This is a genomic window from Streptomyces sp. NPDC059668, assembly GCF_042734135.1.
Lineage (GTDB): Bacteria > Actinomycetota > Actinomycetes > Streptomycetales > Streptomycetaceae > Streptomyces.
In genome coordinates this window covers 13,513-27,398 of the sequence record NZ_JBHWEL010000011.1, presented here as the reverse complement: position 1 = coordinate 27,398, position 13,886 = coordinate 13,513, and the positions used below count along the sequence as shown (strand labels likewise).

Genomic DNA, 13,886 nt, shown 5'->3' with positions numbered 1-13,886 from the left:
TGTGCACCAGGCAAAAGAAACACCTGAACGGCCTCCCTCGGGCCGCTTCCACCGCGCTCGCGCGCTGTACAGGAACGTGTCGAAGCGCAGGACCGCCTGGCTGCTGCTCAAGGACACCGTCAACTCCTGCATGGAGTACCGGATCCTGGGGCTGGCGGCCGAGTCCGCCTTCTTCACACTGCTGTCCGTGCCGCCCCTGCTGCTCAGCCTGATCGGGCTGCTCGGTTACGTGGACGACTGGACCGGCGCGCACTCGATCGCGAGCCTGGAGTCCAACATCCTGGAGGCGTCCCGGACGGTCCTGACCGACAAGGGCGTGCACCAGATCGCCGAACCGATCCTCCACGACGTCATGAAGGGCGGCCGCCCCGACGTCATCTCCATCGGCTTCCTGTTCGCCCTGTGGTCGGGCTCGCGCGCGGTGAACGTCTTCGTCGACACCATCACCGTGATGTACGGCCTCGACGGCACCCGCGGGATCGTGAAGACCAGGATGATGTCGTTCCTGCTCTTCGTCGTGGCGCTGCTGATCGGTTCGATCGCCCTGCCGCTGATGGTCGCGGGTCCGGACGCGGTGGTGCAGATCGTGCCGTGGTCGGCGACGCTCGTACAGGTGCTGTACTGGCCCGTCGTCATCGTGCTCTCGGTCGTCTTCCTCACCACGCTCTACCACGTCTCGGTGCCGGTGCGGTCACCCTGGGTCGAGGACGTGCCGGGCGCCCTGGTCGCCCTCGCCATGTGGGTCCTCGGCAGCTTCCTGCTCCGGATCTACCTGACCAGCACGGTCGAGGGACCGACGATCTACGGTTCGCTGGCGGCGCCGGTCGCCGTGCTTCTCTGGATCGGCGTGTCCGCGTTCGCGGTGCTGGTGGGCGCCGCCGTCAACGCCGCGATCGACCGGGTCTGGCCGGCCGCCGCCACGGCCGCGGCCCGCGCCGCCAACGAACGGCTGCGGCACGAGCAGGCCGCCGAGTACGTGGCCCGCGCGGCCGCCTCCTTCGCCGCCGACCCCGACCCCGACGACCCGGACATGCCCTCCGAGTTCCCCGAGCGCTGGTCGCGCTTCCTGCCCCCGGAGGACCTGACGTCCCGGCTCCGGGGTCATGTGAGGAGCACGCACCACCCCCAGAGGAACCACGACGGCGAGGACGGCCCGCCGGCCGAGTGACCCGGCCCCGGCCGGCCCCCGCCCCGGCCGGCCCCGGCCGCTTTCCGGCCGACCCCGCCCCCCACTTGCGCGGACGACGCGGGCCCCGTCGTCCTCAGACCTTCCACACGCCGGCCGCCGCGGCCTCCCGGGCGAAGTCCGTGAAGTCGCGCGGCTCGCGCCCCAGGACCTGCCGCACACCGTTCGACAGATGCGCGTTGCGGCCGTCCAGGAGGCTCCCGAAGAGCCCGACGAGAAACTCGGCCTCCTCCGGCGGCACCCCGAAACCGGCCAGGCTGTCCCCGTACTCCCGCGCCGTCACCGGGACATAGACCAGTGCACCGCCGGTCGCCCCGGCGATCTCCGCGACCGCCTCGCGGAAGGTCAGCAGCCGGGGCCCCGAGACCTCGACATCCCGGCCCACGTACCGGTCGCCCGCCGTCAGCGCGGCCACCACGACGTCCGCGACGTCCCGCACGTCGATGAACGGCTCGCGCACCTCGCCGGCCGGGAACACCAGCTCGCCGTGCCGGAGCCCGTCCACCAGCGGGCCCTCGCTGAAGTTCTGCGCGAACCAGGCGGCCCGGACCACCGTCCAGTCCGCGCCCGACGCCCTGAGCGCCTCCTCGGCCGGGCCGGCCTGCTCCTCGCCCCGCGACGACAGCAGCACCAGCCGCCGTACGCCGAGCGCGACCGCCTCCCGGGCCAGGGCGCCGACCGCCCCGGCCGCGGCGGGCGAGCCGATGTCGGTCGGGTAGGCGAGATACGCGGCGTCGGCGCCGCGCAGGACCTCCGCCCACGTCGACCCGTCCGTCCAGTCGAAACCCCGGGCGCGGGAGGCCGCCCGCACCGTGAGCCCGGCCGCCCGGGCGGCCGCCGCGACCCGGCGCCCGGTGCGCCCCGAGGCCCCCGTCACCACCACGGTCATGTCCCGGGTGCCCCGGATGTCCTGATCATGTGCCTTGTGATCCGTCATGCCGTCAGTCAAGTGCCGCGCGCCTCGGGGTCCCATCGCTGAAGGGCTCATTCCCATAAGCGGACGTCCACGACGGCGCGGCGGGGCCGTCTACGCTGACGCCATGGACGCACTCGCCGGCCTGCTGGAGGGCCCCCGGGCACGCGGCGCCTTCATGATCCGGGCGTCCTTCGACCCGCCCTGGTGCGTGCGCGTCGAGGACCGCGCACCACTGACGATCATGCTCGTGGTCCGCGGCCGGGCCTGCGTCACACCGAGCGAGGGGGAACGGGTCGTGCTGCGCGCCGGCGACCTCGCCATCGCCCGCGGCCCGGACCCGTACACCTGTGCAGACGACCCCGCGACCGCGCCCCAGGCGGTGATCCTGCCGGGCGGGGAGTGCAGCTACCCCGACGGACGCCCGCTCCAGGGGCACTGGGACCTCGGTGTGCGCAGCTGGGGCGAGCGCCCGGACGCCTCCACGGTGCTGCTGATCGGGACGTACATGATGCGGGGCGAGATCAGCGGCAGGCTGCTCGACGCGCTGCCGCCGCTGCTCTCCCTCACCCAGGACGTGTGGGACTGCCCGCTCACACCGATCCTCGCCGAGGAGATGGCGCGCGACGAGCCGGGCCAGGAGGTCGTCCTCGACCGGCTGCTCGACCTGCTGATGATCGCCGCGCTGCGCGCCTGGTTCTCCCGTCCGCAGGCGGCGGCACCGGCCTGGTACCGGGCGCTCGCGGACCCCGTCGTCGGACGGGTGCTGCGGCTCCTCCAGGACGACCCGGCGCACCCCTGGACGGTGGCGGCGCTCGCCGCGAAGGCCGGGGTCTCGCGGGCCGCGCTGGCCCGGCGCTTCGGCGGACTGGTGGGCGAGCCCCCGATGACGTACCTCACCGGCTGGCGCCTCGCGCTCGCCGCCGACCGGCTGCGCGAGACGGACGACACCCTCGAAGCGATCGCCCGCCGGGTCGGCTACGGCAGCGCGTTCGCCCTGTCCAGCGCCTTCAAACGGGTGTACGGGATCAGCCCGCAGGAGCACCGGACCCGGGCGGCGTAGCCTGGCCCGCATGTACGTCGAGCGCGCGTCCCGGTTGCCCGGCGCGGTCGTGTGGAGCCGTACGGTGTCCACGCGGGCCGAGGCCGTACGGCCCGTGCTCCCGGACGGCTGCATGGACCTGCTGTGGACCGAGGGCCGGCTGCTGGTGGCCGGCCCCGACACCCGCGCCCACGTTCCCGGCGGTGCCCCGGCCGACTGGGCGGGGATCCGCTTCTTCCCCGGCACGGCGCCCGCCCTCCTCGGGGTCCCCGCGGACGAACTCCGTGACCTGCGGGTGGACCTGGCCGACCTCTGGCCCGCCGCCGAGGTACGGCGCCTGGCCGCACGGATCGACGCGGCGGCCGACCCCGTCACCGCGCTCGAGGAGGTCGCGCTGGACCGGTCGGCGGACACCGAGCCGCCCGATCCACTGCTGCGCGCGATCGTGGCCGCCCTCGACGCCGGACGGCCGGCGGCGGCCACGGCCGCCCGACTGGGCCTGAGCACACGCCAGTTGCACCGCCGCTCCCTGACGGCCTTCGGTTACGGACCCAGGACGCTGACCCGGGTCCTGAGGCTGCAACGGGCCCTCGCCCTCGCCTGGGACGGTGTTCCCTTCGCGGAGGTCGCCGCCCGGTCCGGCTTCGCCGACCAGCCTCATCTGGCCCGGGACGTCAAGGAGTTGGCGGGCATGCCGTTGAGCGAACTGCTCGCGCGCTCCTGAGAGCCCCTGAACGGACGATCGCCGCCGGACGCGGGTCACTCCTCCGGGAGCCGCGCGAAGAGGTCCACGCCGTTGCCGTCCGGGTCGTGCACGACCGCGTACCGCATGCCCCAGACGGCGTCCCACGGCTTGAGCTCACCGTGATGACCGGCGCCCACGAGATCCTCGTACACGGAGTCGACCTCCGCCGGGCCGTCGCAGAGGAAGGCGAGCGACGTGCGGCCGCCCCCGGAGGCCCCCGGCCGCCATGCCGGATGGAACGACCGGATCGTCTCCTCGGTGTCGATCGCCAGCCGCGCGCCGCCGGGCAGCGCGGCCTCGACATGCGGCTGGTCCTCGGCGCCCTCGGGGAAGACGAGACCGAGACGGCGGTAGAAGGCGAGCGTGGCGGCCATGTCGGAGGCGACCAGGCCGATCACATCGAATCGTGGAGTCATGAGGGCACGGTAGGCGGCCGGCGGGGGGCGGGTCTTGAAGGAATCGGACAGCCGGAGCGCCGGGCCGCGGCGGAATAGTCTCGCCACCATGGCCTACCGCGTGCTCGTCCACACCCGCACCACCGACTACCGGCACGATTCCATCCCGGCGGCCGTGGCCGCCGTACGCTCCCTCGGCGCCGCCCACGGGTTCGGCGTCGTCGCCACCGAGGACCCCGCCCTCTTCGAGCGGCCGCTCGACGCGTACGCCGCCGTGGTCTTCCTCTCCACCAGCGGCGACGTGCTGACACCGGCGGGCCGGACCCGGCTCGCGGCGTACGTCGAGGGCGGCGGCGGGTTCGTCGGTGTGCACGCGGCCGCCTGCACCGAGTACGACTGGCCGTACTACGGGGAACTGCTCGGCGCGCGCTTCGACCGGCACCCCGACCTCCAGCCGGGCCGGGCCCTCGTCGGCGACCGTACGCATCCGGCGACCCGACACCTGCCTCCCGTCTGGGAGTTCACCGACGAGTGGTACGACTTCCGCCCCGGACCCGACGGTTCGGCGCGCGTCCTCGTCCACGCCGACGAAACCTCCTATCAGGGCGGCGGCATGGGCGACGACCACCCGCTCGCGTGGTGCCGCGAGCAGGGCGCCGGCCGGGTCTTCTACACCGCGCTGGGCCATGCCGCACAGGCCTACGGGGACCCGGACTTCCGTGCGCACCTGCTCGGCGGCATCACCTGGGCCGCCCGCGACAGGCGCTAGCACCACGGCAGGCGACGGGACCGACGGCGCCTGCCACGGCACAGTCGGGGCCGGTCGGCCGGACGTCGGTGCGCGGTGCCGGACGCCGTGTCCGTGTGCGCCGTTCGGGGACCTCGCGCCGGACGGCCGGCGAAGGCCTTCGCGGGAACGGCCGGGAGTGATGTGATGCTCTGCCGGGAAGGTGCGCGAGCGGCGAGGAGCTGGTGGTCGGATGGCGGCGGACGCGGTACGGCAGACGGATCCGGTGGTCACCACCCCGTACGGAGCGGTGCGCGGCCGGTACGAGAACGGCATCGCCGTCTTCCGCGGCATCCCGTACGCGGCCCCGCCGTTCGGCGCGCTCCGCTTCCGGCCGCCGGTGCCCCCCGAACCCTGGGACGGGGTGCGCGACGCGGGCGCCTTCGGGCCGACGCCGCCCAAACCGCCCTACTCGGAGGCGTTCGCGCGGCTGCTCGCCGACCCGGTCGTGCCCGGCGACGACTGCCTCAACCTGAACGTGTGGACGCCGGAACCGGGCCCCGGTGCCCGGCTCCCCGTACTGGTGTGGATCCACGGCGGGGCGCTGACCCGCGGTTCGTCGGCCGTACCCGTCTACGACGGCCGCGCCTTCGCCCGGGACGGAGTCGTCCTGGTCTCCTTCAACTACCGCCTCGGAGTGGAGGGTTACGGCCTCTTCCCGGACCGGCCGGCCAACCCGGGCCTGCGCGACCAGCTCGCGGCCCTGGAGTGGGTGCGCGCGTCGATCGCGCGCTTCGGCGGCGACCCCGACCGGGTCACCGTCTTCGGGGAGTCGGCGGGCGCCATCAGCGTCGGGGCGCTGCTCGCCGCCCCGCGTGCCCGGGGACTCTTCCGCCGGGCCGCCCTGCAGAGCGGGCCGCCGGAGACGGCCGACCGGGACAAGGTGCGCCGGATGGTCCGCAGGATGGCCGCCCGGCTGAAGGTCCCCGCGACGGCCGAGGCGCTCGCCGCCGTCGACCGGGGCCTGCTGCTGCGCACCCAGGCCGAGGTGAGCCGGCTCAGCAGCCCGGTGCTCGGCGGTCCCTCCTTCGGCATCGTCGTCGACGGCGACCTGGTCCCGCGCGATCCGCTGGAGGCACTCCTGGAGGGCGCCGCACCGGGCGTCGACCTGCTTCTCGGCTGGACCAGCGAGGAGTACCGGCTGTGGCTGGTCCCCGGCGGCCTGCTGGAACGCCTCGACCGGCTCGGTCCGGTCGCCCTCGCCGGTGCCATGGCCCGCTGCCGTTGCGGCCCCGACGTGCCGCGCGGCTACCGCGCGATCCACCCGACGGCGAGCACCGGCGAACTCGTCGGCCAGATGGTCACCGACCACCTCCTGAGGGTCCCGCTGCACCGGCTCGCGGACGCCCGCCGTGCACACTCCCGCTCGTACGTCTTCGAGTTCGCCTGGCCCTCGAACGTGCCCCGGCTCGGCGCCTGCCACGCCCTGGAGCTCGGTTTCGTCTTCGACACCGCCGAGGGGCCGGAGTCGGCGCAGCTCGCCGGTGAGGGCGCCCCGCGGGAACTCGCCGACGCGATGCACGGGGCCTGGACGCGGTTCGCGGCCGAGGGCGACCCCGGCTGGCCGGTCTGGGACACCACCCATCCGGTCCAGGTGTTCGACGCGGGGCGACCGCACCTCGTCCATGGGCCACGCGACCGCGAACTCGCGCTGTGGACAGCCGAGTCGGTCAAGCCGGCGAGCGCCCGCGGTCCGTTCGGCTCTCCGGGGTCCACGCCCGCCCCACGCCCGCGCGCCGGCTCGCCCGCACGGAGCGCCGCGCCGCTGTCGGCCGTACGCCGGCTGCGGCGCTCCGGCGGTGACCCGATGCCCTGACGCCGGCCCCCGGGTCCGCCTGCCAGGCCCGGACGGCCGCCGGCGGAATCGCCCCCGCCGGCCCCCACGAGCGGCAGAGAGCGGCGGACGGACCCGGGGGACCGGCTCACCCACCCGTGGCCTGCGGCCGTCACCGCCCGGAGGCCAGCGACTCCCTGACCCTCGTGATCGCCCCGGGACCGACCCGGCAGCAACCGCCGATCAGCCGGCCCCCGCCCCGCCGCCAGCCGGTCACCTGCGCGTCGGTGAACGTCGAGCGTCCGGTCCACGCACGGGCCCCCGCGTCCCACACCTCGCCGCTGTTCGGATAGGCCACCACCGGCTTGCCGGTCACCCGCGCCGCCGTCGCGACCGCGGCCTCCACGTCCTCGGGCGCGCAGCAGTTCACGCCGACCGCGATGATCTCGTCCGCGTCGGCGGCCACGGCGAAGGCCTCCTCCAGGGGCTGCCCGGCCCGGGTGCGGTCACCCGCGACGCTGTACGACAGCCATGCCGGTACGCCGAGCCCGCGCACCGCCCGCACCAGCGCGTGGGCCTCGTCGGTGTCCGGCACGGTCTCCAGTGCCAGCACGTCGGGCGCGGCGGCGGCCAGCACCTCCAGGCGCGGGCGGTGGAAGCGCTCCAGCTCGGCCACGCTCAGCCCGTACCGGCCCCGGTACTCCGAACCGTCCGCGAGCATCGCCCCGTACGGGCCGGCCGACGCGGCCACCCACAGGGGGCGCGCGATCCCCTTCGCCCGCGCGCGCCGGGCGGCCTCGCGCGCCGCTCCGACGCTCAGACGCAGCAGTCCGGCCGCCCGGTCGTGCGGGATGCCGCGCCGCGCGAAGCCCTCGAAGGTGGCCTGGTAGCTGGAGGTGATCGCCACGTCCGCGCCGGCCTCGAAGTACGCGAGATGGGCCTCGGTGACGGCCTCCGGCCGCTCCGCGAGCAGCCGCGCCGACCACAGCTCGTCGCTCAGGTCGTGTCCGGCGGACTCGAGCTGGTTGGACATCCCGCCGTCCAGCACGACCGTTCCCGACGCGAGGGCGTCGGCGAGAGTACGGGGCCCGTCGCCGCGGGAGACGTCACTGGTCATGTCACGACGCTAGCCGATCCGCCGGGCGACCTGCGCCGGCCCCGTTGACCTCCCCGTACCCCACCTCTACGTTTTCGGGGTTCCCCGGCACAGCTCCGAGGACACGGCCGCGATGCCGCAGATCCCACGGCACAGAAAGGAAGTCCGCCGGTGCCGCCCCTTTCACCGCCGTCGTTCCTCGCACTCCCCGAGGACCGCGACCTCAGCCCGTTCACCGGCTGCACGCGAGCCCACTGGGAGGCGGCCGCCGACTCCCTGCTCGCGTCGGTCGTCCCGTACGCCACCGCCGACGGCGCGCTCTACCACCTGCCCGGAGGCCGTGCGAGCTGGTCCGGCAGGCTCTCCGACGGTCTGGAGGGCTACGCCCGCACCCTGCTCCTGGCCGCCTTCCGCCGCGACGAGAAGGTCCTGGAACGCTACGCGGACGGCCTCGCCGCCGGAACGGCCGGTGTCTGGCCGCGGGTCCGGGACCGCAGTCAGCCGCTCGTCGAGGCGGCGTCCGTCGCCCTGGCCCTGCGGCTGACCCGCCCGCTGCTGTGGGACCGCCTGGACGACGCCGTACGACAGCGCGCGGCGGGGTGGCTCGGCGACGCGCTCACGGCCGAACCCTGGCCCTGCAACTGGGAGTTGTTCCCGGTGACGGTAGGCGCGTTCCTGGCCGAGATCGGCCACGAGCCGCAGGCCTCGCGTGCCGCGGTCGACCGGGGCCTGGACCGCATCGAGCAGTGGTACCTCGGCGACGGCTGGTACAGCGACGGTCCCGGCCGCGCCTTCGACTACTACAACGGCTGGGCGATGCACCTGTACCCGGTGCTGCACGCCCGGTTGTCCGGCGACGAGCGGCTGCTCGACCTGTACGGCGGCCGGCTGGCACGTCATCTCGAGGACTACGCGCGGCTGTTCGGCGCCGACGGTGCCCCGGTGCACCAGGGCCGCTCCCTGACCTACCGTTTCGCGACCGCCGCGCCGCTGTGGCTGGGCGCCCTGGCGGGACGCACGCCTCTGGCACCGGGAGAGACCCGGCGCCTCGCGTCCGGCGCCCTGCGCCACTTCCTCGACCACGGCGCGGTCGACGGCCGGGGACTGCTCACCCTCGGCTGGCACGGCCCCGACGAGTCGGTCCTACAGGGCTATTCGGGTCCCGCGTCCCCGTACTGGGCGAGCAAGGGGTTCCTCGGTCTGCTCCTGCCGCCCGACCACGAGGTGTGGACGGCACGCGAGGAGCCCGGCCCGGCCGACCGCGCCGACGCCGTCATCCCCGTCGGACCGCCCAACTGGCTTCTCCAGACGACCGCTTCGGACGGCCTGGTCCGTCTGCACAACCACGGCAGCGAGGACGTCCGCTACGACCCCCACTACACACGGCTCGCCTACTCGACGGTGACGCGTCCCACGGCTCCGACCGGCGGCGGCGCCCCGGACGACGGCAGTGCCCCGACCGATGGCCTTGCCCACTGCAACAACAGTGTGATCGTCGGCGGTGACCCGAGCCGTACGCACATCGAACCGCTGGGTGCCGGGAGCGGCTGGGTGGCGTCCCGGCACACGAACGGGGACGGCGTCCGGGTCACCAGCCTGGTCCTCGCGCACGGCGCCGCCGAGGTCCGGGCGCACCTGGTGGCGGGAGCGGCTCCCGGAACGCCGGTACGGGTGACGGGCTGGCCGCACGGCCGCGCGACGGACCGGCCGCACGGTCGCGCGGCGCGGTCCGAACTCCACTCCCTGCACGGGCTGTCGGAGGGGACCGGGACCGGTGCGGTGGGGGCCGACGCGACCCTCTTCGTCGCGCTCGCCCGTCTCACCGCCGAACCGGATCCCCGGCCCCTCGCCGAGCTGGTGTCCGTGACGGTGGCAGCGGTGGAAGGGACCTACGACGTCCGCGTGAGCTGGACCTCCGGTCCGTCGGCGCGGTTCCGCTTCAGTGCCGCGGACGGGCGCTCGGCGCCGTCGTGGTCGGTGGCGCCGCTGCGACCGTCCGCCCGCGCGGGCGGCCACGGTTCGGCGGCGGCCGAAGGGCCGTGCCGTTAGCGTGGCGGACATGAACGCCGACCAGGGGCGCCCGTCCCGTCCGCCGGTCCCGCGCACCGGGGCACCGGCGCACCCCACCGCGGGGGTCCGGCGCCCCGGCTCCCACCCGACCCCCTTCGCCGCGCTCCACCGCACCGGCGACCCGCTGCTCCTGCCCAACGCCTGGGACCACGCCTCCGCGGCCCTCCTCGCCGGCGAGGGCTTCGGGGCGATCGGGACGACGAGCCTCGGTGTGGCCGCCGCGGCGGGGCTGCCGGACGGCGCCGCGGCGACCCGGGACCTGACGGTGCGGCTGGCCCGGCAGCTCGGCGCCGGCCCGTACCTGCTGTCCGTGGACGCCGAGGACGGCTTCGGGCAGGACCCCGACGAGGTGGCGGAGTTGGCACGTGAACTGGCCGCCGCGGGGGCCGCCGGTGTCAACCTGGAGGACGGGCTCGGTCCCGCCGCGTCGCACGCGGCGAAGATCGCGGCGGTCAAGGCCGCCGTGCCGGACCTCTTCGTCAACGCCCGTACCGACACCCACTGGCTCGGTGACGGCACGGACGACCGGGAGACGCACCGCCGGCTCGACCTCTACCGACAGGCAGGCGCCGACGGTGTGTTCGTCCCGGGCCTGACCGATCCCAGCCGGATCTCCGCCCTCGTGAAGAGCCTCGACGTGCCGCTCAACATCCTGTACTCGCCGTCCGGGCCGTCCGTCGCGCACCTCGCCGACCTCGGTGTACGCAGGGTCAGTCTCGGCTCGTTCCTCTACCGGCGGGCGCTGGGCGCGGTCCTCGACGCGGTGGGGGACATCCGGGCAGGCCGTCCGGCGCGGGGCACGGCGCCGACGTACGACACGGTCCAGGCGTTCGCCCGGGGAGCCGCCGGCCGGCCTCCCGGGGGCCGGTAGGGCGCGGGGCGGACGTCCCGTCGTCCGCCCGGAGGACGTGCCGGGCACCGTGCGGTGACCGGATCGGCAACCCCGCGGGTCAGTCCGCCCGGGTGGTCCCGGCCGCCCCGGTGAGGAGGGCCGTGAGCCGGTCCGCGAACGGGACGGGGTGCTCGACGACGCCGAGGTGACCGCCGGGGAACTCGGCGAAGCCGCCGCCGCTGAGCTCGGCGAGCAGGGCCGCCGCACGGTGCGGGAGCTGGCCCTTCGAGTCGTGTCCGGCACCGAGGGTGAGCCGGGCGGACCGGGAGGTCAGCGCGGGCAGGTCCGGGGTGTGGGTGGTGAAGGGCCGCAGCACCCGGGTGAGGAAGACACCCATCGGGGTGTTCGGGTCGACGTCGGGCACCGACGCGGGCGGACCGTCCCACGCCCGGCCCACGAGTCCGGCCTGGAGGCGGGCCGCCGCGGCGCCGAGGCCCCGTGCGCGGCCGATCTCGTCGACCTCGGCGATCATCGCCCGCTGCTCCACGGCGTCGGGCAGCACGGCCAGGCTGGGCGGCTCGTGCGCGACCACGTGCCGCAACCGCCCGGGGTGCCGGGCCAGCAGGTCCAGGGCGACGATGCCGCCGGAGCTGCTGCCGAAGACGTAGGCGCTCTCGCCGTCGGGAACCAGGGAGTCGAGGAGGCGGTGGGCGTTGTCGCTCCACGCCTCCACGCGCTGGTCGCCGACCGGCCCGTCGAGTGGGTCGAGGGCGAGCCCGAGCGGGTCGAACGTCACCACGGTGAACCGTTCGGCGAGGCGCGCGGTGGCGCCCTCCAGCCCCATGGGGTGACCGGCTCCGCCCGGAAGGACCAGCAGCACGGGCCCGCTGCCCCGCACGTCGTGACGGGATCGGCGTTCAGGCATGGAAGTCGTCCTCCGTGGTGTCGTCGAGACCGGGCCCGGACGGCCCGTACGTGCCGAGCATGCCGTAGCGGGTCCCGATGGCGCGGCGGAGGACGGGAGTTCGCGACGGGAGCGGTGCCGAGGAGGTCGCGGCCGACCGCGTACCGGCCGGTGACCGGCCTCCTGGACGGTCCCGGTCTTCGCCACATGCCCACAGTCGTGTGGGGAGTGGGAGGCTGGTGTGGTGGTGGAACAGTTGCCCGAGGGGCTTGTCACGCCGGTCCTGGTCGTCGACGCGGACGTGCTGGACCGGAACATCGCACGGATGGCCCAGGCGGCCAGGACCGGTGGGTTCGCCCTGCGGCCGCACGCCAAGAGCCACAAGTGCGCGGAGATAGCGGGGCGTCAACTACGGGCAGGAGCACGCGGGTTGTCGGTGGCGACCCTGAGCGAGGCGGAGGCGCTCGCGGCGGCCGGCGTCGACGACCTCTTCGTGGCCTATCCGCTCTGGCTGGACGCGGGCAAGGCGCGCCGGCTGCACCGGCTGGCCGACAAGGTCGCGCTGCGGGTCGGCACGGACTCGGTGCAGGCGGTGCGGCGGCTCGCGGACGCGGTGCGGGGCAGCGACCGCCGGGTGGAGGTGCTGGTGGAGGTGGACTGCGGGACCGGCCGGACGGGGGTGCGGGCCGCCGACGCGGGCCGGGTGGCCGAGGCCGCCGCCGACGCCGGTCTGCGTGTGGTGGGCGCGTTCACCTTCCCCGGCCACGGGTACGACCATGATCCCGGAGCCCGCGAACGGGCGGCCCGCGACGAGGAACAGGCGCTCGTGGAGGCCGCGGAGTCCCTGCGGGAGCGGGGCGTCGAGGCCGAGGTGCTGAGCGGCGGGTCCACCCCGACGGCGGCCCGCCACCGGCCCGGCCGGGTCGGTGAACTCCGCCCGGGTGTCTACGTCTTCAACGACGCGCAGCAACTGGCCATCGGCACCTGTACCGCTGACGACCTGGCCCTCTGCGTCGCCACGACCGTCGTCAGCAGACCGGCCCCCGACCGTTTCGTCCTGGACGCGGGCAGCAAGGTCCTCGGTACCGACCGCTCGCCGTGGGTGACGGGCCACGGTCACCTGCCGCGGTATCCGGACGCCACGGTCACCGCCCTCTGGGAGCACCACGCGGTGGTGCGCCTCCCCGAGGGCGACCCCGCCCCCGCCCTCGGTTCGGTCCTCGCCCTCGTCCCCAACCACGTCTGTACGCCGGTGAACCTCGCGGACGAACTGCTGATCGCCCGCGGGGGAGTGGAGCTGGACCGGTGGCGGGTGGCCGCGCGGGGGGCCAACAGCTGAAGGCCGGGCGCCGGACTCCGGCCGCTCCCGAGGCCGCGCTCAGTCGCCGGCGTCGGCGATGCGGTCGAGCCAGGCCTCCATGAGGCCGCGTTCCGGTGCGGTCAGGGCGTCGGTCCGGGGGAGCACGGCGCGCAGGGTGACGGCGGCCGCGACGGGGCCAGGGGCCGCGACGGCGGGAGTGTCCGTGGTGATCGCCGCGATCACCGCCTCGCGGGCGGTCCGGGAGAGCTCCGGGTCACGGCGGTCCTCGGGGGTGGCGATGAGCGTCAGCGTCGTGCCGGACCCGGCCGCGTGGACGAGGGCGGCGGCGCGCTCCTCGGGGACGGCCAGCCGGCCGGCCTCGGCGACGCGCCGGATGTGCCGGGCCAGCACCGCGAAGGCGGCGACGGACGCGGGCGAGGACGTGCCGGGACGGTAGCGGCCGTACATCAGTGTGTACAGCGCCGGGTTGGACAGGCCGAGGCCGACGTGCAGGTCCCAGCCGGCGCGCAGGTCCTCGACCGGATCGTCCGTGGGTTCCCGCGCGGTCTTCGTGGTCAGGTAGGCCGTGAAGCCGTGGGCCACGACCGCGTCGAGCAGGCCCTCCTTGTCGCCGAAGAGCCGGTAGATGGTCGGCGGCTGCACGCCGGCCGCCGCGCTCACCGCCCGGGTCGAGACCGCCTCGGGCCCGCCCTCGGCCAGCAGCCGGCCCGCGGCGGTGACGATGCGTTCGCGGTGCCCGTCCGGGGCCGTGACGTCGACGTTCTCCATGTTTCCGACGATAACAGAATCACGTTAGCGCTTATCTGCTTCCGGTGATACGG

13 protein-coding genes are annotated in these 13,886 nt (G+C 75.1%); 8 read left to right on the top strand and 5 right to left on the bottom strand.

The window, feature by feature from the left end; genetic code table 11:
• The first annotated feature begins 1 nt into the window (after position 1).
• A complete protein-coding gene (locus ACFV2J_RS11240) occupies positions 2 to 1,168 on the top strand; it encodes a YihY/virulence factor BrkB family protein (RefSeq protein WP_385082568.1) in 1,167 nt (388 codons plus the stop codon).
• 94 nt (positions 1,169 to 1,262) lie between these two features.
• Here the strand turns inward: ACFV2J_RS11240 and ACFV2J_RS11235 are convergent, their stop codons facing one another.
• Entirely contained in the window at positions 1,263 to 2,123 is an 861-nt protein-coding gene (locus ACFV2J_RS11235; protein ID WP_385082570.1) for an NAD(P)H-binding protein, read from the bottom strand.
• A gap of 103 nt (positions 2,124 to 2,226) precedes the next feature.
• Here ACFV2J_RS11235 and ACFV2J_RS11230 point away from each other — a divergent pair, with 103 nt between their 5' ends.
• Together ACFV2J_RS11230 and ACFV2J_RS11225 are read left to right on the top strand one after the other, a co-directional pair.
• Positions 2,227 to 3,162, top strand: a complete 936-nt coding sequence (locus tag ACFV2J_RS11230) for a cupin domain-containing protein (protein ID WP_385082572.1) — start codon at positions 2,227 to 2,229, stop codon at positions 3,160 to 3,162.
• A 10-nt stretch (positions 3,163 to 3,172) separates the two neighbouring features.
• The gene (locus ACFV2J_RS11225; RefSeq protein ID WP_385082574.1) at positions 3,173 to 3,865 is read left to right on the top strand and encodes a helix-turn-helix domain-containing protein; all 693 of its coding nucleotides are present in this window, start codon (positions 3,173 to 3,175) and stop codon (positions 3,863 to 3,865) included.
• A 35-nt stretch (positions 3,866 to 3,900) separates the two neighbouring features.
• Here ACFV2J_RS11225 and ACFV2J_RS11220 read toward each other — a convergent pair whose 3' ends face one another.
• On the bottom strand, positions 3,901 to 4,302 hold the full coding sequence (locus tag ACFV2J_RS11220; protein WP_385082576.1) for a VOC family protein: 402 nt from the start codon (positions 4,300 to 4,302) through the stop codon (positions 3,901 to 3,903).
• A gap of 88 nt (positions 4,303 to 4,390) precedes the next feature.
• Here ACFV2J_RS11220 and ACFV2J_RS11215 point away from each other — a divergent pair, with 88 nt between their 5' ends.
• Both ACFV2J_RS11215 and ACFV2J_RS11210 read left to right on the top strand, forming a co-directional pair.
• On the top strand, positions 4,391 to 5,050 hold the full coding sequence (locus ACFV2J_RS11215; protein WP_385438249.1) for a ThuA domain-containing protein: 660 nt from the start codon (positions 4,391 to 4,393) through the stop codon (positions 5,048 to 5,050).
• A gap of 211 nt (positions 5,051 to 5,261) precedes the next feature.
• On the top strand, positions 5,262 to 6,884 hold the full coding sequence (locus ACFV2J_RS11210) for a carboxylesterase/lipase family protein (protein ID WP_385095771.1): 1,623 nt from the start codon (positions 5,262 to 5,264) through the stop codon (positions 6,882 to 6,884).
• Between the two features lie 130 nt (positions 6,885 to 7,014).
• Here the strand turns inward: ACFV2J_RS11210 and mmuM are convergent, their stop codons facing one another.
• Positions 7,015 to 7,959, bottom strand: coding sequence for a homocysteine S-methyltransferase (mmuM, locus tag ACFV2J_RS11205; protein ID WP_385095774.1), 945 nt, complete (start codon positions 7,957 to 7,959; stop codon positions 7,015 to 7,017).
• 150 nt (positions 7,960 to 8,109) lie between these two features.
• Between mmuM and ACFV2J_RS11200 the strand changes: the two genes are divergently transcribed.
• Together ACFV2J_RS11200 and ACFV2J_RS11195 are read left to right on the top strand one after the other, a co-directional pair.
• Positions 8,110 to 9,987 carry a DUF2264 domain-containing protein gene (locus tag ACFV2J_RS11200; RefSeq protein WP_385095777.1) on the top strand — a complete coding sequence of 626 codons (1,878 nt, stop codon included), beginning with the start codon at positions 8,110 to 8,112 and terminating at the stop codon, positions 9,985 to 9,987.
• Positions 9,988 to 9,997: 10 nt separating this feature from the next.
• Positions 9,998 to 10,879 carry an isocitrate lyase/phosphoenolpyruvate mutase family protein gene (locus ACFV2J_RS11195; protein ID WP_385438244.1) on the top strand — a complete coding sequence of 294 codons (882 nt, stop codon included), beginning with the start codon at positions 9,998 to 10,000 and terminating at the stop codon, positions 10,877 to 10,879.
• Between the two features lie 79 nt (positions 10,880 to 10,958).
• Here ACFV2J_RS11195 and ACFV2J_RS11190 read toward each other — a convergent pair whose 3' ends face one another.
• On the bottom strand, positions 10,959 to 11,765 hold the full coding sequence (locus tag ACFV2J_RS11190) for an alpha/beta fold hydrolase (protein WP_385087437.1): 807 nt from the start codon (positions 11,763 to 11,765) through the stop codon (positions 10,959 to 10,961).
• A 223-nt stretch (positions 11,766 to 11,988) separates the two neighbouring features.
• Here ACFV2J_RS11190 and ACFV2J_RS11185 point away from each other — a divergent pair, with 223 nt between their 5' ends.
• Positions 11,989 to 13,083 carry an alanine racemase gene (locus ACFV2J_RS11185; protein WP_385087435.1) on the top strand — a complete coding sequence of 365 codons (1,095 nt, stop codon included), beginning with the start codon at positions 11,989 to 11,991 and terminating at the stop codon, positions 13,081 to 13,083.
• A 39-nt stretch (positions 13,084 to 13,122) separates the two neighbouring features.
• Here the strand turns inward: ACFV2J_RS11185 and ACFV2J_RS11180 are convergent, their stop codons facing one another.
• Positions 13,123 to 13,833 (bottom strand): TetR/AcrR family transcriptional regulator, encoded by a 711-nt coding sequence (locus ACFV2J_RS11180; RefSeq protein WP_385087433.1) that lies wholly within the window; start codon positions 13,831 to 13,833, stop codon positions 13,123 to 13,125.
• Between the last annotated feature and the right edge of the window lie 53 nt (positions 13,834 to 13,886).